The 17,870-nt window shown below is 42.2% G+C and carries 12 protein-coding genes; 11 read left to right on the forward strand and 1 reads right to left on the reverse strand.

Going from position 1 to position 17,870, the window contains the following annotated elements:
• The 5 genes from AAFH98_RS09170 to folE2 all read left to right on the forward strand — a co-directional run bounded on the left by AAFH98_RS09170 (position 1) and on the right by folE2 (position 4,323).
• A complete protein-coding gene (locus AAFH98_RS09170) occupies positions 1-900 on the forward strand; it encodes an arsenite methyltransferase (protein WP_342522402.1) in 900 nt (299 codons plus the stop codon).
• A 136-nt stretch (positions 901-1,036) separates the two neighbouring features.
• On the forward strand, positions 1,037-1,633 hold the full coding sequence (locus tag AAFH98_RS09175) for a low molecular weight phosphatase family protein (RefSeq protein ID WP_342522403.1): 597 nt from the start codon (positions 1,037-1,039) through the stop codon (positions 1,631-1,633).
• An 82-nt stretch (positions 1,634-1,715) separates the two neighbouring features.
• On the forward strand, positions 1,716-2,798 hold the full coding sequence (arsB, locus tag AAFH98_RS09180) for an ACR3 family arsenite efflux transporter (RefSeq protein WP_342522404.1): 1,083 nt from the start codon (positions 1,716-1,718) through the stop codon (positions 2,796-2,798).
• A gap of 148 nt (positions 2,799-2,946) precedes the next feature.
• Entirely contained in the window at positions 2,947-3,399 is a 453-nt protein-coding gene (locus tag AAFH98_RS09185) for a 6-pyruvoyl trahydropterin synthase family protein (RefSeq protein WP_342522405.1), read from the forward strand.
• 24 nt (positions 3,400-3,423) lie between these two features.
• Positions 3,424-4,323 (forward strand): GTP cyclohydrolase FolE2, encoded by a 900-nt coding sequence (folE2, locus tag AAFH98_RS09190; protein WP_342522406.1) that lies wholly within the window; start codon positions 3,424-3,426, stop codon positions 4,321-4,323.
• Between the two features lie 464 nt (positions 4,324-4,787).
• Here the strand turns inward: folE2 and AAFH98_RS09195 are convergent, their stop codons facing one another.
• Complete coding sequence (locus AAFH98_RS09195; RefSeq protein ID WP_342522407.1) at positions 4,788-8,453, reverse strand: multifunctional oxoglutarate decarboxylase/oxoglutarate dehydrogenase thiamine pyrophosphate-binding subunit/dihydrolipoyllysine-residue succinyltransferase subunit; 3,666 nt, start codon at positions 8,451-8,453, stop codon at positions 4,788-4,790.
• A gap of 219 nt (positions 8,454-8,672) precedes the next feature.
• Here AAFH98_RS09195 and AAFH98_RS09200 point away from each other — a divergent pair, with 219 nt between their 5' ends.
• The 6 genes from AAFH98_RS09200 to AAFH98_RS09225 all read left to right on the forward strand — a co-directional run bounded on the left by AAFH98_RS09200 (position 8,673) and on the right by AAFH98_RS09225 (position 17,851).
• Positions 8,673-10,469 carry a M3 family oligoendopeptidase gene (locus AAFH98_RS09200; RefSeq protein ID WP_342522408.1) on the forward strand — a complete coding sequence of 599 codons (1,797 nt, stop codon included), beginning with the start codon at positions 8,673-8,675 and terminating at the stop codon, positions 10,467-10,469.
• A 5-nt stretch (positions 10,470-10,474) separates the two neighbouring features.
• Entirely contained in the window at positions 10,475-11,986 is a 1,512-nt protein-coding gene (locus AAFH98_RS09205; protein WP_342522409.1) for a GAF domain-containing protein, read from the forward strand.
• A 5-nt stretch (positions 11,987-11,991) separates the two neighbouring features.
• Positions 11,992-13,155 carry a phosphopentomutase gene (locus AAFH98_RS09210; RefSeq protein WP_342522410.1) on the forward strand — a complete coding sequence of 388 codons (1,164 nt, stop codon included), beginning with the start codon at positions 11,992-11,994 and terminating at the stop codon, positions 13,153-13,155.
• A gap of 192 nt (positions 13,156-13,347) precedes the next feature.
• On the forward strand, positions 13,348-14,202 hold the full coding sequence (locus AAFH98_RS09215; RefSeq protein ID WP_095607284.1) for a sigma-70 family RNA polymerase sigma factor: 855 nt from the start codon (positions 13,348-13,350) through the stop codon (positions 14,200-14,202).
• Positions 14,203-14,323: 121 nt separating this feature from the next.
• Positions 14,324-17,179 carry a ligand-binding sensor domain-containing protein gene (locus AAFH98_RS09220; RefSeq protein ID WP_342522411.1) on the forward strand — a complete coding sequence of 952 codons (2,856 nt, stop codon included), beginning with the start codon at positions 14,324-14,326 and terminating at the stop codon, positions 17,177-17,179.
• Positions 17,180-17,215: 36 nt separating this feature from the next.
• A complete protein-coding gene (locus tag AAFH98_RS09225) occupies positions 17,216-17,851 on the forward strand; it encodes a response regulator transcription factor (RefSeq protein ID WP_342522412.1) in 636 nt (211 codons plus the stop codon).
• Positions 17,852-17,870 lie beyond the last annotated feature (19 nt).

Raw genomic sequence — 17,870 nt, forward strand, 5'->3', positions numbered from 1 at the left:
ATGAGTAATACCAAAAAGTCTGCTGAAGAATTAAAACAAACTGTTAAAGAAAAGTACAGCCAAATTAGTGAGCAATCATCTGACTATAACGCCAGTTCGTGTTGTGGGGCAGGAGAGGCCTCCCAAGAAGTTTATAACATTATGACCGACGATTATAGCGAGGTGGAAGGATATAATGCTGATGCTGATTTGGGGCTCGGATGCGGTTTGCCTACGCAATTTGCAAAAATAAAGGAAGGGGACACCGTTATTGATTTGGGCTCAGGAGCCGGCAACGACTGCTTCGTAGCCCGACACGAAACGGGAGATGAAGGGAAAGTTATTGGTATCGATTTTGCAGAGCCAATGATTGCTAAAGCTCGTAAGAACGCTGATAAGCTTGGGTTTAATAATGTTGAATTTCGGTATGGGGATATTGAAGACATGCCCGTTTCGGATAACGTAGCAGATGTTATTGTAAGTAATTGTGTACTTAACCTGGTGCCGAATAAACCCAACGTTTTTGCAGAAATTTACCGTACGCTAAAACCGGGAGCACACTTTAGTATTTCTGATATTGTACTGGTGGGTGATTTGCCTGATGCTTTGCGGGAAGACGCCGAGATGTATGCCGGTTGCGTGGCTGGGGCAATTCAGAAAGATGAATATCTGCGCCACATCAAAGAGGTGGGGTTTGAAAACATCACTATTCAAAAAGAAAAGACTATCACTATTCCTGATGATATTTTGAATAAATATTTATCAGAAGAGGAAATTGATGAGTTTAAGAATGGTGATACGGGTATTTACAGTATTACCGTGTTTGCTCAAAAACTCGGCGGTAATGACAAAGTTGACGAACAGGAAATCGAAATGATAGAAGATGGTCCGGTTTGCAAGCCTGGATCAGGTTGTTGCTAAGATCAATCTTTTTGTCTCCGAGAAAGCAGGGGACCACCAAGGGTTGCATTCTACAGGTTTGCCAAAGGGAACTTCTAACTCCTATTATGACTCTCGTTCCGTAGTTCTGCTGGGGAACGTCTAATATTTGCATAACATGAATTCAGAGTTAAAGTTATACATCCAAAATATTGAGAGCGGAACATCAGAAATCTCTGAACACCGAAAAGGCCAGCTAAAACAAATAGCTGATTATATCAGAGAAAAAGATGATGCAAAACTTATTTTCATTTGCACCCACAATAGCAGGCGCAGTCACCTGTGCCAGATCTGGGCAGCCACGATGGCTGAACACTTTGGAATAGAAAATGTGGAAACGTATTCTGGAGGAACCGAAGTTACAGCTTTTAATCCACGTGCCGTAGCAGCAATTGAACGAGCTGGTTTTAAGGTAGAAAATCCCGGTGGAGAAAATCCAAAGTACGAAGTTTATTTTAATGGTGAATCTGAGCCGATAATCTGTTTTTCCAAAACATTCGATGACTCCTACAATCCCGAAAAAGGATTTGCTGCTATAATGACCTGCTCGGATGCCGACGAAAATTGTCCGGTGGTACGGGGAGCTGAAAGACGATTTTCTATTCCGTATATCGATCCCAAAGAATCAGACGGTACGCCCCAAGAAACCAATACCTATGATGAGCGTTGTCGCCAAATAGCATCAGAAATGTATTATATGATTTCGCAAGTCTAAAATTATATGTCACCCTGTCCCGAATGTATTCGGATAGGATCTTAGAAACCTAACTTCAAAAAAATATAGAAAGTAATTACAAATGAGTAATTCCCCTGCGCCAACGAAAAAAATGAGTTTCCTTGATCGCTACCTAACGCTGTGGATTTTCGTTGCCATGGCCATAGGAGTAGCAATCGGTTTTTTTATTCCATCCACGTCTGAATTCATCAATTCTTTCAGCAGCGGATCGACCAATATTCCCATCGCCATAGGGTTGATATTAATGATGTATCCGCCGTTGGCCAAAGTAGACTACAAGCTACTGCCTAAGGTTTTTAAGGACGTCAAAGTACTCAGTATTTCGCTGGTGCTTAACTGGATTATTGGTCCGGTGCTGATGTTTGCCCTGGCTATTATTTTTCTGCACGATTATCCCGAGTATATGGTGGGACTTATCCTAATTGGGTTAGCACGCTGTATTGCTATGGTACTGGTGTGGAATGATTTGGCCGAGGGAAGCAGTGAGTATGGAGCTGGGTTAGTTGCCCTTAACAGTGTATTCCAGGTATTTGCCTATAGTTTTTACGCGTGGATATTTATTACAAAATTACCTCCGTTGCTGGGTTTCGAGGGAGCTATAGTTGATATTTCGATTTATACTGTAGCCGAAAGTGTGGCCATCTATCTTGGCATTCCTTTTTTGGCCGGTATGTTGAGTCGTTTTGGATTGGTACGCCTAAAAAGTAAGGAGTGGTACGAGGAGAAGTTTTTACCGGCGATTTCACCCATGACACTCATTGCGTTACTGTTTACTATTGTTGTTATGTTTAGCCTCAAGGGAGAGCTTATCGTTCAAATTCCACTGGATGTTGCCCGAATTGCTGTACCATTGTTAATCTATTTTGTGGTTATGTTTTTTATAGGTTTTGCTGTGAGTAAAATGATGGGAGCAGAGTATGATAAAAATGCTTCGATTTCGTTTACGGCGGCTGGCAATAATTTCGAGTTAGCTATAGCTGTTGCCATTGCAGTATTTGGGCTCAACAGCGGACAAGCATTTGCCGGGGTTGTGGGACCGTTAATTGAAGTTCCTGCACTTATTGCACTGGTTAATGTGGCATTTTGGTTAAAGGATAAATATTACCAAAATTCGTTGGATCTTAGCTATCAAAAGGGAGAATAATTACGAAATAGCTCCCCACGATGAATAAAGTTATATTTGATAAAAATCGCCCTACCTGATAACTTTATTTGATATTTTAAAAGCGGGAACCCTGTAAATTTTAGAATCGTTACTAAGGGTCAATATAAAATGATAAAAACGGCAAACTTTGGTCTTTGTAACTCGAAAATCACATTTTAATGCAGCTCATCGGTTGCACAATCCCCAAAAGTCTGATGAATGGAATAAAAAGACATTTGGGAAGTGCAACCATGAACATTGGCATGGACACAATTATATCTTAAAGGTAACCGTTGCTGGTAAACAGGATGAAGATACTGGCTACGTTATTGATTTATCAGAATTAAAGGAGATTGTTGAGTCGCGCATTGTTGAGAAATGTGATCATAAAAACCTAAATTTAGATGTTCCTTTTTTAGATGGGATTATGCCATCAACGGAAAATTTAGTTGAAGCTTTTTTTAAAGAGCTTGAAAATCCTATCCGTGAAGCTACGAATAAGCGAGGATTTTTGTATGAGGTTGAGTTACAAGAAACTGAACGAAATTCGGCCAAATATTGTCCGTATCTCTTAGAAAAAGAGATGCCCGCTATTAAGTAATTTAACAACTGTATTTTTTAACGCATGATTACGACAGAATTGAAACGACATTACGATCCAACATTTACAGTTTCAGATGACTATAAGGCCAGTTTACCCGATTTGCAAAATGGTCCGGCGTCATTGATTGAAGGCGCTGATGTACCTATTCAGCAGGTTGGGATATCAGGATTTAAGCTCCCGCTTAAATATCCACGGCCCAATGGCGAATTGTTAACGCTGGAAACGTCGGTTGATGGCTATGTAGGATTAGAGGCTGGTAAAAAAGGCATCAACATGAGTCGCATTATGCGATCTTTTTATGATTTTGAAGATGATGTCTTTCATCCAGATAAATTAGAAGAAGTTCTTGAAACATATCGCAAAGAGCTTGATACGAAAACGGCATATCTGCGGCTGTCGTTTAATTACCCGATCAAGCAAGAAAGTTTGCGATCGGGTTTGGAAGGATATCAATATTATACGGTTTCTATCGAGGGTACGATGGATGCTGAGGGACACTTTCGCAAGTTTATGCATTTGGATTTTGAATATAGCAGTGCATGTCCCTGTTCATACGAACTTTCAGAGCATGCGCGCGAAACTCGGGAAGTAGCAAGTATTCCTCACAGCCAGCGAAGTATCGCAAATTTGACGGTTGAGCTGAATGAGGAGATCTTTATTGAAGATTTAGTGGGCCATTGCCAAGAGGCATTAATGACTGAAACGCAGGTGATGGTGAAGCGTGAAGATGAGCAGGCTTTTGCCGAGATGAATGGGGCTTACCAGAAATTTGTGGAAGATGCTGCGCGCCTGTTATACGAAGAGTTAAATGACGAAGAACGTATCCACGATTTTGTGATTCGATGTACGCATATGGAAAGTCTCCACAGCCACGATGCTGTAAGCCGCATTTGTAAAGGCGTAAAAAACGGTCTGCGGTAGTTATAAAAATTTATAGAGAATTAACCCTGGTAGCGTTCCGAACGCTGTCAGGGTTTTTTGTTTTACCTCCTTCTGAAGGGGCACCGTTATTGCCGACTTTGATAAACTCGTTTCTAATTTGAGGAGGGTCATCCCCCGGAACCCTCTTTTCTAAAAAGGACTTTGGTTTAATTGCTCTGAAATAGTATCAAAGAGTTAGCCTACAATTATATAAAGAACAAAATCTACGATTCCCCAGAGTAGTGAAGTAAGCTGTTTTTGTAGAGGGTTATCGGATAATCCTACTGTGTAGTATTTATTCGAATACGGTATTGGTTTTGGGCAGGAAACTCATCGAATAGTTCATCGCGAAAACAAATAAAGCATCACAACGGAGCTACGATACCAGAGATAGTTTTAAAAATAAAAAGGGGGCGTATCGGAATACGCCCCCTTTTGGTAATCGTTTTAACTTTTCTTAGAAATTAATTTAACGCCTCGTTAACTAATTTCTCTTGCTCAGCCTTATGGACTTTCTTCTGTCCGGCAGCGGGAGAGGCAGAAGCTTGACGACCGACATAACGCAAGTTTTGTCCGTCTTTCAGCTGCTGCATAATACGGGTTGAGACAAATGTCCACGCACCCATATTTTGTGGTTCTTCCTGACACCAGACGATATCATCTACATGACTGTATTCATCCAAAATATCACTGATGTCTTTATTCGGGAAGGGGTAATATTGCTCTAAACGTGCAATGGCAACATTATCAACTTCCTCATCCTGACGCTGCTTGTAGAGATCATAATAGACCTTTCCTGAGCAGATCACCAGTCGATCAATTTTACTTTTATCTTCCACTTCCTGATCGGGAATAAATGGCTGATATTGTCCCTTAGCTAAATCATCCGTTTTAGATGTTGCCAATGGATGACGAAGCAGGCTTTTTGGAGACATAATGATGAGAGGCTTTTTGTCATCCTGCTTAGCTTGTTTACGTAAGATATGGAAATATTGAGCCGGCGTTGTCAAGTTGACGACTTGCATGTTGTCCTCGGCACAGAGTTGGAGATAACGCTCCAGTCGTGCAGAAGAGTGTTCAGGCCCCTGACCTTCATAGCCGTGGGGTAGAGTCATTACCAACGATGATTTTTGTCCCCATTTTGCCTCACTGGCCGAAATGTATTGGTCCATCATCACCTGGGCACCATTCGCAAAGTCGCCAAACTGTGCTTCCCAAATGACCAGCGCATCGAGCTTTGCGGCACTATATCCAAATTCAAAACCAACAGCAGCAAATTCACTAAGCAAACTGTTGTACGGATAGAAGGGCGCTTGATCATCTCCGAGATTATTAAGTGGAATAAATTGCTGATCGGTTTCTGTTCCATGTAGGATAGCATGACGATGCGAGAACGTACCCCGCTCGGCATCCTGACCTGTTAGGCGAACAGTGGTACCGTCTTTGAGAAGTGATCCGAAAGCCAGCGCTTCGGCAAAGCCCCAGTCAATTTTCTTCTCATTCTCTTCAACAATTTCGGCGCGTTTAGCAAGCTGACGAAGCAACTTGGGATTCGCATCAAAATCTTTAGGAACGGTGTTGAGCTTAACGGCAATATCTTTGAGTTCATCCTCGGGATACGTCGTATCAGGAAATTCATCCCAATCTTCTTGCGTCATTTCATGACGGTCAATCATATCCTCGGTAACTTCAAGGGGAGAGGCATTCTTTGCATCCTCAAAAGCCTCGCGTAGCAATTCATCAAACTCATCGAAGATTTCCTGCATTTCTTCTTCCGTAAATTCACCGCGCCCCAAGAGAGTTTCCGTATAAATGTCGCGTACTGTCGGATGGTTTTCGATCTCTTTATACATGCCGGGCTGCGTAAATGCTGGCTCGTCGCCTTCATTGTGGCCGTGCTTGCGGAAACCAATCAGATCAATAACCACATCCTTGCCAAACTTCTGGCGATATTCGAAGGCCATCTGCATAGCATGTACGGCTTCTTCGGGATTGTCACCATTGACGTGGAAGATCGGCGCTAAAATAGCTTTTGCAAGATCAGAAGCATATTCGGTTGAACGTCCATCTTCGGGTAGGGTCGTAAATCCAATTTGATTATTAATAATCAGATGGATGGTTCCGCCCGTTTTGTAGGCATCCAGCTGCGACATATTCAAGGTCTCAGCTACGACGCCCTGACCAGAAAAGGCCGCATCACCGTGGATAAGAAGTGGCACATTTTTCTTTTCAGCATTCTCACCATCGTGATCTTGGGTTGCACGTGTTGCTCCCTCAACAACCGGATTTACCGATTCAAGATGGCTGGGATTTGGCATCAATTCAATTTCAACTTCTTTACCGTCTTGTGATTTGAATGTGCCATGAGAACCCAGGTGATACTTTACATCCCCGGAACCTTGAATACTTTCCGGATCCAGGTTGCCCTCAAAATCGGCAAACACTTTGCGATACGGTTTATTCATAATATTAACGAGGATATTTAAACGTCCCCGGTGGGCCATACCCATAAATATTTTTTCAACTTCATCCTCAGCGGCCTTTTCAAGCATGTGATTCATCATTGGAATCAGCGTGTCAGCGCCTTCAAGCGAGAAGCGTTTATGGCCGATATATTTTTTATGAAGAAATTGTTCAAAAGCCATCGCCTGATTTAAACGATGTAGAATTTCCTCTTTTTGATCCTTGTCTAATTCGGGCGTATTAGTTGTTGATTCCATACGCTCGCGCAGCCACTTGCGTTCTTCCAGATCAAGGATGTGCATAAACTCAGCACCCAGCTTGCCGCAATAGGTTTCGCGGAGCAGCGTAATAATTTCTCGAAGTGTAGCTTTTTCATTGCCGCCTAATCCACCGCAGTAAAATTCGCGATCCAGATCCCAAAGCGTGAGATCGTAATAACTTAGATCAAGTTCGGGACTGTGACCTGGCTCGTCGCTAAGAGGATCGAGATCAGCAAGAACATGTCCACGCGTGCGATACATATTGATGAGTCGCATTACGTTAATTGCGCGCTTATTTTGCTCAAGGGTAGCACCACCGCCATCAAGCTGACCGACATAAGTGTCAGCGCCAAAGGGCAGAGGGTCATACGGGATTTCCAGATCTTCAAAAATATCGCTGTAGAAATCCTCTTCACCGTTCAGTAGGCTATGTACTTTCTTCAAAAATGCTCCAGACTCTGCCCCCTGAATCACACGGTGATCGTAGGTAGATGTAACATTCATCACTTTACTGATGCCCAGCTTATTAAGTACCTCTTGCGACATCGACTGGTATTCTGCCGGATAATCAATAGCACCCGTTGCAATAATAGCTCCCTGTGTTTTCATGAGGCGGGGCACTGATTGCACGGTACCAATCATCCCAGGATTTGTCAGCGTAAGGGTCGTACCCTGGAAATCAGAAATTTCGAGATTGCCATTGCGGGCCTTATCAATAAGTTCAGAATAGGCATAGAGAAATTCCTTGAAATTCATCTTGTCAACGCCCTTAATATTGGGCACCAACAGGTTACGAGAGCCATCTTTATTCTGCACATCAATAGCCAGTCCCAGGTTTACTTGCTCAGGGATAACTTTATAAGGCTCTCCATCCTTGTACATGAACGAATTGTTCATGTTGGGATACTCTTCAAGTGCCTTGATAATAGCCCACGCAATATAATGTGTAAATGAAGATTTAGGCTCGTTTCGCTGTTTTAGATGCCGGTTGATGATAGCCCGATCTTCAATAAGCATCTTCATCGGTAGCGATCGAACCGACGTTGCTGTAGGCACCTCCAGGCTTTCATCCATATTCTGGACAATCTTGCTGGATACGCCTTTAATTTTTTCGAGCGTAGCACCGGATGGAATATCAGCTCCGCTATCATCTTTTTGCTTGGGAGCTTTCTGTTTAGTTTTCGATTCTTTTTTAGCCTTGGCGGCAGCAGCTTGTTTGGCAACGGCAGATCCATTGCCGGTATCTTGTGCCTTTGATTTCAAATCTTCTGTTCGTTCTACACCTTCAATATCATCAAAATATTGACGCCAGTGATTGGGAACAGAAGAGGGATCTTCTTTGTACTGATTAAAAAGTTCTTCAACAAGTGCGGAGTTGGGTCCGAATGCGGCTTCGAGCGACTTCAAAATATGTCTTATTGAGTAGGTTTAAATTATTAGTAAATAAACGTCTGCAAGAGTTAAAATTGACTGTTATTTTTGGTTTCTTTCAACCGTAAACAATCAAGCGTAAAGTTAATCATTGTTATATTAAATTACGATTTTCGAATAGATATAATTTTGGATCATTTTTTACTGAATTAGGTTCTCTAACAATGATTTATTAAAGTAGGTTTCAGCAAATTTATGAACGAAAGTGTGAAAGAAAAAACAGGAGCAGAAAATGTACAGTGGGATCTTTCTGACCTGTATAATTCTATTGATGACCCCGCTCTTGAAAACGATAAAGAACAAATTATTGAGCAGGCAAGATCATTTGCTTCAGATTACAAAGGGAACGTAGCCGATCTTGATGAAGAACAGATGAAGCAGGCGCTCGAGGAGTATGAGCAGATATTAGAAACTATTGGCAAGATTGGTTCTTATGCTCACCTGATATGGTCAACAAATACCAACGACCCCAAGTACGGTAAGTTGATGCAAGAGGCCAACGAGCTGTCATCCGAAATTCACCAGATGTTGGTGTTTTTTGATGTTGAGTGGCTGGATATTGATGATGAAAAAGCGCAAAAGCTGATCGACAGCGATACGCTTGAGCATTATCAGCATTATTTGGAAACGTCTCGTCGATACAAAGATTACGTTCTGAGTGAAAAGGAAGAGCAAGTGTTGTCTGCGAAGAAAGTAACAGGACGCAGTGCGTGGAACCGCTATTTTGATGAAACAATGGGAGCAGCCCGTTTTGAGTTGGATGATGAATCGTTGACCCAACAGCAGGTACTCAGCAAGCTCCATGAACCCGATCGTGATCTCCGAAAGCGTGCGCATAAATCACTTACCGATACGTTCGAGGATCACAGTCGTACCCTAACGTTTATCTTTAATACGTTATTGGCCGACAAACATACTGATGATAAGCTACGTGGTTATGACAGCTGGATTTCTTCGCGAAACCTCGCTAATGAAATTGACGATGAAACGGTTGAGACGTTAATTAATTCCGTCACGAATAATTATGGTCTGGTGCACCGATTTTATGATTTGAAACGGGAGTTGCTGGGCTATGACGAACTATTTGACTACGATCGGTATGCGCCTATTCTCGAAAGTGAGGAGACTATTCAGTGGACCGAAGCCAAAGAGATGGTGCTTGATTCCTACTCGGATTTTCATCCTCAAATGGGAGAAATCACTTCGGAGTTTTTTGATAATAACTGGATTGATGCCGCGCTCAAGCCGGGCAAGCGCGGTGGAGCCTATTCGGCCAGTACCGTTCCGTCGGTGCATCCTTATGTATTTATGAATTTTAATGGCAAGGTGCGTGATGTGCAGACGTTAGCTCATGAATTGGGGCATGGGGTTCATCAGTATTTATCCCGAGAACAAGGTGCACTCCAAGCTGATACGCCACTGACGACCGCAGAAACGGCATCTGTATTTGGCGAAATGTTGGTCTTCCAAAAATTGATGCGCAAGCTTGACGATCCCAAAGAAAAGCTGGCGCTGCTAATTGGTAAGATTGATGATTCCATTGCTACGGTATTTCGTCAGGTATCGATGAATCGTTTTGAGCACGCTATGCATACACATCGTCGTGAAAAAGGAGAACTTACAACCGAAGATTTTTCTACCTTATGGCGTGAAACGCAGGAAGCGGTGTATGGAGATTCGGTGACATTGACTGAGGAATATAATCTTTGGTGGAGCTACATACCGCACTTTTTGCATACGCCGGGTTATGTATATGCTTACGCTTTTGGTGAATTATTGGTGTTGGCATTGTATCAGGAGTATACGCGGTCCGAAAACGGGTTCTCGGATAAATATATTGACATGCTGCGAGCCGGTGGATCGGACTGGCCGGAAAATATTGTTGGCAAATTGGGATTGGATATCACGCAGCCTGATTTCTGGGATAACGGGTTAACGGCTATTGAAGAGATGATACAACAGGCAGAAAAATTGGCTAAAAAGATAAAATAACAGGGATGGAAAATTACGCAACGGCACGGGAAAAGGAGCGATCGAACGCGGAAATCATGGGACGAAAGCGGCAGGAAAAGGCGCTTCGCGAATTTAAACAGGTGCTGAATGATCTGATTTTTATGCTGCAGAGCGCCTCAGAGATGGAAACGGTTTATATGTACTGGGTGAACCGTTCCCGTGAACAATTTGTGATGGAGACCCAATCATCGGTATTTGATAACGTGATGTTTAAGGATCGTGTCAGTTTCCAAAATCATTTTTTGGATGAGTTTAAAGATTTGGATGAGCCTGCGGCGGTTGAGATTGGTGAAGATATTCCTGCCTCGGTATTGAATCACTATTATAATGATGTGCCGGTTCAATACATTACGTTACTGCCGTTTGTAAATAATGGAGAAACGGTTGCGATAACAGTGTTAGAATCGCGGGATCACATTTTTACCGAGAATACAAGTGATGTCATCTATTCATACATCAATGCGTTGCGCAATGTGTTGAATACGTATTTGGAGATTAGCGATTTATATGAGCAGCAGGATGAATGGATTGATTATGAGCAGTCGATTTCGGAGCTACAAGTGCGTTGTCACCGCAGTGAGATGGTACAACGACTTCTCAATAAGATTCAAGACTTTTTATATGATGGTGGGGCTTCGTTTATTGCTCAAGGGATGGGGAATTGGCACAATGTAATGAATGCTGATGGTGCAAATTATGCTCCGCCAATTGGTATGAAGATGGAAGAACGCTCCATGGTTTATGAAGCGGCCGAGAGTGGAGAGCCGGAATTTGCCATTCATTTTAATAATAACCCCAAACGATTATCACCCAGAGAGTTGCATTCCGAGGGGGCAACGTTGGCTATTCCGCTGATGATGAAAGATCGTCGGCAGGGGGTGGTGTTGGTGTATGATAAAAACCCACTCATCTTTAAAGAATCTACAAAGCATAAGCTTATCAATTTAGTACGTGTAGCTGGTTTGCAAATGCTGTCGAACAATCCAAAATTGGATGTTGATGAAGCTATTTTTACGAATAAATATGGAGCTTATCTCCCAGAGCTTTGGGAGATTACCGTAAACACAGAATTGCAGCGTATTCACCGAAATGGGAGTAGTTCCCAAAGTTGGTTTGGTCTTATTACGCTTTCGAATTTGCCAGAACTACGTACAAAGTTACGAATGGATCAGCTTGACCAGATGCAGAAAGATCTAATTGCCGCTTTTAATCCAAGCCAGTTTGGCTTTAACGGTGTGTTGGGATACAACTCAGATTATGTGTATTCATTTATGATTCAGAGTAAAGATGAGGAGGCTGTTAAAAAGTGGAGCCGTGCGGTAAAGAAAAAGTTTGCTAACTCTTTTGAGCTTTCAAACGGAATCCACATTGAAACAGGTATTAAAGTAGGTTTTGTACGGTTAGACAATGGGTATAATGACAGCTATCAAGTGGTAAAGAATGCGAAATCTGCACTGTCACAGGCCTTAAAATCAAATAAAAACGAAGCTGTATAACATTTATGGGAAATTGTTATGTAATTGTTATTGATGGTTTAGGTGTTGGTGCTCAAGAAGATGCAGCTGATTATGGGGATGAACAGGAAAATACATTGGGGCATGTTTGTGAAGTAACGGATGTAAAATTGCCAAATTTACAGCGTATGGGGTTAGGCAATATTATTCCGCTGTCTTCAGTGCCGGTAGAAGCCGATCCTATTTGTGCGTATGGTAAAATGCGTGAGCACTCAGCTGGCAAAGATTCTACAACGGGACATTGGGAAATTGCGGGTATTCAGCTTAATCGCCCATTTCCTACGTATCCGGATGGGTTCCCTAAAGAAGTGATCGATCAGTTTTGTGAGGGTATAGGCGTCGAAAAAGTGTTAGTAAATAAACCTTATTCAGGTACCGAGGTAATTGCTGATTATGGAGAGGAACATTTAGAAACTGGATATCCAATTGTATACACTTCGGCTGATAGCGTGTTCCAGATTGCAGCCCATGTAGATGTAACTCCGGTGGATACACTTTATGAATGGTGTGAGTTTGCGCGTAGAAATGTGCTCCAGGATGAGCACGGAGTGGGGCGTGTAATTGCGCGTCCGTTTACCGGAGAGCCGGGGCATTTTGAACGGATTTCTGATCAGCGTCACGATTTTTCTATGGAGCCGCCCGAAGATAATGTTATAAACCGGCTGCAAGAACAGGGAATAAAAACGTATTCCATCGGAAAAATTATAGACCTTTTTGCTGAACAGGGATTTACCCAATTTCGTCGGACTAAAAGTAATGCCGAGGGAATTTCTCAGTTGTTAAGTCTAATGTCGGCTGCACAGGATAGTTTTGTGTTTGTTAATCTTATTGATACCGATCAGAAGTACGGTCATCGCCTTGATCCCCAAGGCTTTGCAGAATCTCTGCAAGAATTTGATAGGGCTGTACCAGCTATCGTCAGCAAATTAGCAGACGATGATATATTAATGATCTGTGGGGATCATGGAAATGATCCTACCTCGGAAAGCACCGATCACAGCCGCGAGTTCACGCCTATTTTACTGTGTCCTTCTGATAAGGCTGAGCAGAAAAATATGGGGACTCGTAACACTTTTAGTGATATAGCCAGCACTGTGGCTGACTTCTTTGGCATCGATGAAACATTTCCTGGCACCTCTATGTTAAAGTAGGGTGATTGAAGGCTGAAAAGCTGCTCGAAATTAACTTTAGAAACCCTTATATTACAGAGATCAAAATCAAACAACATTAAGTTGGTGGCACTCGTTGTATTATCCCATTGAAATTTGATCCTCTTATTAATCAACGTGATCATAGCTGTTCCACAGATCATACGTAAATCCTAATTTAACCCATCATATCCCGTGGCAAGAAGTTCAGGTATTTCTACGCGAGAATCAGAATCACTCGATCGTTACTTACAAGAGATAGGCAAAGAGAAACTTATTACCCCCGAAGATGAGGTAAGGCTTGCGAAAGAGATCCAAAAAGGAAGCCAAAAAGCCCTTGAGGATCTTACCAAAGCTAACCTTCGATTTGTTGTTTCTGTAGCGAAGCAATATCAGAATCAGGGGCTGTCGCTTGGCGATCTTATTAATGAAGGAAACCTTGGTTTGATTAAAGCGGCTAAACGTTTTGATGAAACACGTGGTTTTAAGTTTATTTCGTACGCCGTTTGGTGGATTCGTCAGTCTATTTTGCAAGCACTGGCTGAGCAGAGTCGAATTGTGCGTCTGCCCCTGAACCGTGTTGGTGCTCTTAACAAAATCGGGAAGGAACTTTCCAAGCTTGAACAGGAGTACGAACGTGTACCTTCTGCTGCCGAGCTGGCTGAAAGTCTGGATATGACTGTTTCGGAGGTTGCCGACACACTTAAGATTTCTGGCCGACACCTTTCAGTAGATGCGCCTTTTGCCCAGGGTGAGGATAATCGTTTGCTTGATGTTCTCGAAAACGAAGAGACACCCGATCCTGATACTGACTTAATGGGCGAATCGCTTAAGGTTGAGATTGAGCGTGCACTTTCTAAGCTCACTAACCGAGAAGCAGAAGTGATTCGTCTCTATTTTGGCATTGGCCGCGAGCACTCCCTAACGCTTGAAGAAATTGGTGAGCGTTTTGATTTAACTCGTGAGCGTGTCCGTCAGATTAAGGAGAAGGCACTGCGCAAGCTTCGTCACCATAACCGAAGCGCCGCACTGCGTGCTTATTTAGGATAAGTTTCAAAGAAATATTGAAAAGAAAAGCCCCGAATTTCCGGGGCTTTTTTTATTTGTCTAAACTTTTGATAGAATAGGGGGTGGAGCATAAATATTCTGTTTGGCATTTCGTTACCATCGTATGAAAACATTGATAAACATATTTGTATTGTTGTTTCTGTTTGCCGGTATAGCAGAGGCACAGAATTTACCGTTCAGAAACTATTCAATTGAAGACGGATTAAGTGAAGCAGTAGTTAATACTATTGCCCAAGATGAGGAGGGGTATCTTTGGATTGGCACGGGCTATGGGTTGAACCGATTTGACGGCATCAATTTTAAAAGCTATTACATCGAGGATGGATTGCTCAATAATAGTGTCCAATCGTTGTATCTGGATCGCGAAAATCGTTTTTGGATTGGTACAGATTCGGGCGTAAATATAATTCGAAAGGATAGTATTCATACTATTTCCAATTTACAGCCCTTGGAGTCGAGTACTATTTTATCTATCTATCAAGATAGTCAAAAGGGGATGTGGTTTACTACGGATGGGGAAGGCGTTTGGCACTGGGATCCTCAGAAAAGTCTTACCCAATACCGGGAAGTTCATGGTATAGGTAGTAGTCGGGTACGGGCTGCTGTAGAAGATCAGAAGGGCGTTATGTGGTTTGCTACGCGTGATGGATTGACCAAGCTTGAGGATGGGAATTTCCGGACGTTTACAACCCGCCATGGTTTGCCTGATAATCGTTTGCGGGATGTGATCTTGACTGAGGATGGAGAGCTTTGGGTTGCCAGCCGTGGAGGATTATGTCATTTTCAAGATGAACAGTTTAACTGCTTTTCAGAAGACGATGGATTGATGAATAATCGCATACAATCCATTTCAAAAGATGAGCAGGAAAACCTTTGGCTGGGTACTGAAGAAGGAGTAAGTTATTTCTCGAACGGGCAGTTTAAGAACTATTCTGTTGAGCAAGGATTGGGAAATAATATGATCCATGCCACATATTATGATAATGAGGGTAACATATGGTTTGGTACTTTTGGAGGTGGAGCCAGTATTTTTCTTGGCGATTACGTTGAGACATATACAATTGAAGAAGGCCTCCCCAATAATGTAGTTACGTCTATTGCAGAAGATCAACGTGGACAGTTCTGGGTATCAACGTATGGAGGTGGTATCTCAAAAATTGGAGAGGATATTGAAACGCTTACTGCCAATGATGGGTTGGTAGATAATAAGGTTTATACGCTTCAAATTGATTCCCGTGATCGATTATTTGTGGGTACGCGCTGGGGATTGAGTATTTATGAAAATGATTCATTTAAGAATTTTGATGAAACGGAATTGCCTTACCGAAAAATAAGGGCTGTTTTACCATTAGGGGGTGGGGATGAGTTTTTACTGGGAACATATGGTGAAGGAATTATTGAATTCGCTAATGGTAGATTTATCCAGTTTACCGAGGAAGATGGGTTGGCAAACAATACGGTAATGTCATTAGAACAAACGGAGGATGGGGTTATTTGGGCGGCGACCTATGGGGGAGTAAGTCGAATACAAGATACTACCTTTACGAATTATACTATTGAAGATGGATTGCCTCATAATGGGGTATTAGATGTGTTAGAAGATCAAAATGGGGAGCTTTGGGTGGCCACTTTTGGAGGTATTGCCCGGTTTGATGGCAAAGGGTTCGAGGCTATCACCGCTGCGGATGGACTACCTGATGAGGTTTGTTACTTTATTGAGCAGGATGAACGTGGTATTTTTTGGGTTGGTACAAATGAAGGGGTCGTCCGATTTGATTACCAGGCATATCATGATGGAGACAGTGAACGACAGGTATTTAAGTTGATTACTCGTGAGCAGGGACTTGCTGCCAATGAAATGAATGCCGGTGCTTCTTTTAAAGATAGTAATGACCGATTATGGTTTGGATCAGTACATGGGGTTTCGGTTTTTGATCCTTCTAAAGAAAAAGTGACCAATACTCCTCCCAAAGTGCATATCAATTCAATGTATGTTTCTGGAGAAGAAGTTCCCCTGAAGCCTCAGATAAATATGGGGAGCGATGTTCATAACATAACATTTTCGTTTATTGGGTTGAGTTTTTCAGCTCCCCATCAGATGAAGTATCAGTACCGGTTAAAAAATTCGGGTGAAGGATGGCAGGAAACCATGCAGCGTTCCGTCAGTTATTCGGCCTTGATACCGGGGGATTATACTTTTGAAGTGAAGGCCCAAAATATAGATGGTCAATGGAGTACGAATACTGCTCGTGTAGGTTTTACAATACAGGCTCCGTTTTGGCTTCAATGGTGGTTTCTTACGTTGGTAGTATTGGTAGTAATAGGTTTAGTCATATTCAGCTATCATTATTATCGGATAAAAAAAATGATGGAAATGGAACGCATGCGCGTACGAATAGCCAGTGATTTGCATGATGATGTGGGCTCAGCACTTACCGAAATTGCCCTCCAATCCGATTTTCTGCAAACGATGCAGGTATCGGATAAACTGGAAGAATCACTGAAACAGATTGGGGCCCAGAGTCGAAAAATCGTTTCCAGTCTCGACGATATTGTGTGGTCTATTGATGCTCGTAATGATACCGTTGGAGATCTTACCGATCGGATGCAAGATTATATAAACAATGTATTACCAAATCGGGAAGTTTATTACCATTTTGATGGTGATATGCAACAAAAGTTAGAAGTATCAGTAAAGGAAAATCTATATTTAATTTTCAAGGAAGCTGTTAATAATATTGCTAAGCATTCGAATGCGGATCGCGTAGAGGTTACCTTGTCAGCGAATGGGAGTGATGAGACCTTATTGAAGGTAAAGGATAATGGAACTGAAGTTAAGGGAAATCGAAAAACAGGGCAGGGCTTACAAAATATGCGAATGCGGGCGAAACGAATAGATGCAGAAATTACATTTAATAACAAGAACGGTTTTGAAGTGTTGGTTGAGAATGGTAATTAGATATAAATTATAGCATTAAAATAAGCCCTTATAGCTATGGCTTCGGTAGTTGGTATTGTTGAGGACAATAAAAAAATTCGAGATCTGATCCAGCGCTACTTGGATATGCAGGATGAGTTATCGTGTCCTGTCGCGGTCGATTCTGTAGAAGAAATGCTGGATTATCTCGAAGAACATAATGCCCCTGATGTTATTTTAATGGATATTCAGCTACCGGGCATGTCTGGTATTAAGGGCATTGGCCTTATCAAAGAAAAGTATGATAATGTGGATATTATCATGCTTACGGTGTACCATGATTCTCACAAAATATTTAATGCTCTGCGAGCTGGGGCATCAGGCTATTTACTAAAGCATACCTCATTGCCAGAGATTAAAGAATCGATACTTAAATTGGTTGATGGTGGTGCGCCTATGTCGCCACAAATAGCACGAAAGGTGATTAATCATTTTCAGGAGAATGCCCCTAAAAAAGATTCGGATTCCGACCTCACGCCCCGAGAACACGATATTGTAAATGGACTTGTAGATGGTTTAAGCTACAAAATGATTGCTGATCGCTATGACATTTCTATCGATACTGTTCGGGCTCATATCCGTAATATTTACCGTAAGCTCCACGTTAACTCTAAGGCCGAAGTGATTACCAAATCGCTGAAGGGCGAAATCTAACATTCCTTCGCATGAATAT

This window comes from Fodinibius sp. Rm-B-1B1-1 (genome assembly GCF_038594945.1).
Classification (GTDB): domain Bacteria; phylum Bacteroidota; class Rhodothermia; order Balneolales; family Balneolaceae; genus Fodinibius; species Fodinibius alkaliphilus.

Coding starts and splice junctions, on each gene's coding strand:
- AAFH98_RS09170 (WP_342522402.1), top strand. CDS start 1: ATGAGTAATACCAAAAAGTCTGCTGAAGAATTAAAACAAACTGTTAAA.
- AAFH98_RS09175 (WP_342522403.1), top strand. CDS start 1,037: ATGAATTCAGAGTTAAAGTTATACATCCAAAATATTGAGAGCGGAACA.
- arsB (WP_342522404.1), top strand. CDS start 1,716: ATGAGTAATTCCCCTGCGCCAACGAAAAAAATGAGTTTCCTTGATCGC.
- folE2 (WP_342522406.1), top strand. CDS start 3,424: ATGATTACGACAGAATTGAAACGACATTACGATCCAACATTTACAGTT.
- AAFH98_RS09200 (WP_342522408.1), top strand. CDS start 8,673: ATGAACGAAAGTGTGAAAGAAAAAACAGGAGCAGAAAATGTACAGTGG.
- AAFH98_RS09205 (WP_342522409.1), top strand. CDS start 10,475: ATGGAAAATTACGCAACGGCACGGGAAAAGGAGCGATCGAACGCGGAA.
- AAFH98_RS09210 (WP_342522410.1), top strand. CDS start 11,992: ATGGGAAATTGTTATGTAATTGTTATTGATGGTTTAGGTGTTGGTGCT.
- AAFH98_RS09220 (WP_342522411.1), top strand. CDS start 14,324: ATGAAAACATTGATAAACATATTTGTATTGTTGTTTCTGTTTGCCGGT.
- AAFH98_RS09225 (WP_342522412.1), top strand. CDS start 17,216: ATGGCTTCGGTAGTTGGTATTGTTGAGGACAATAAAAAAATTCGAGAT.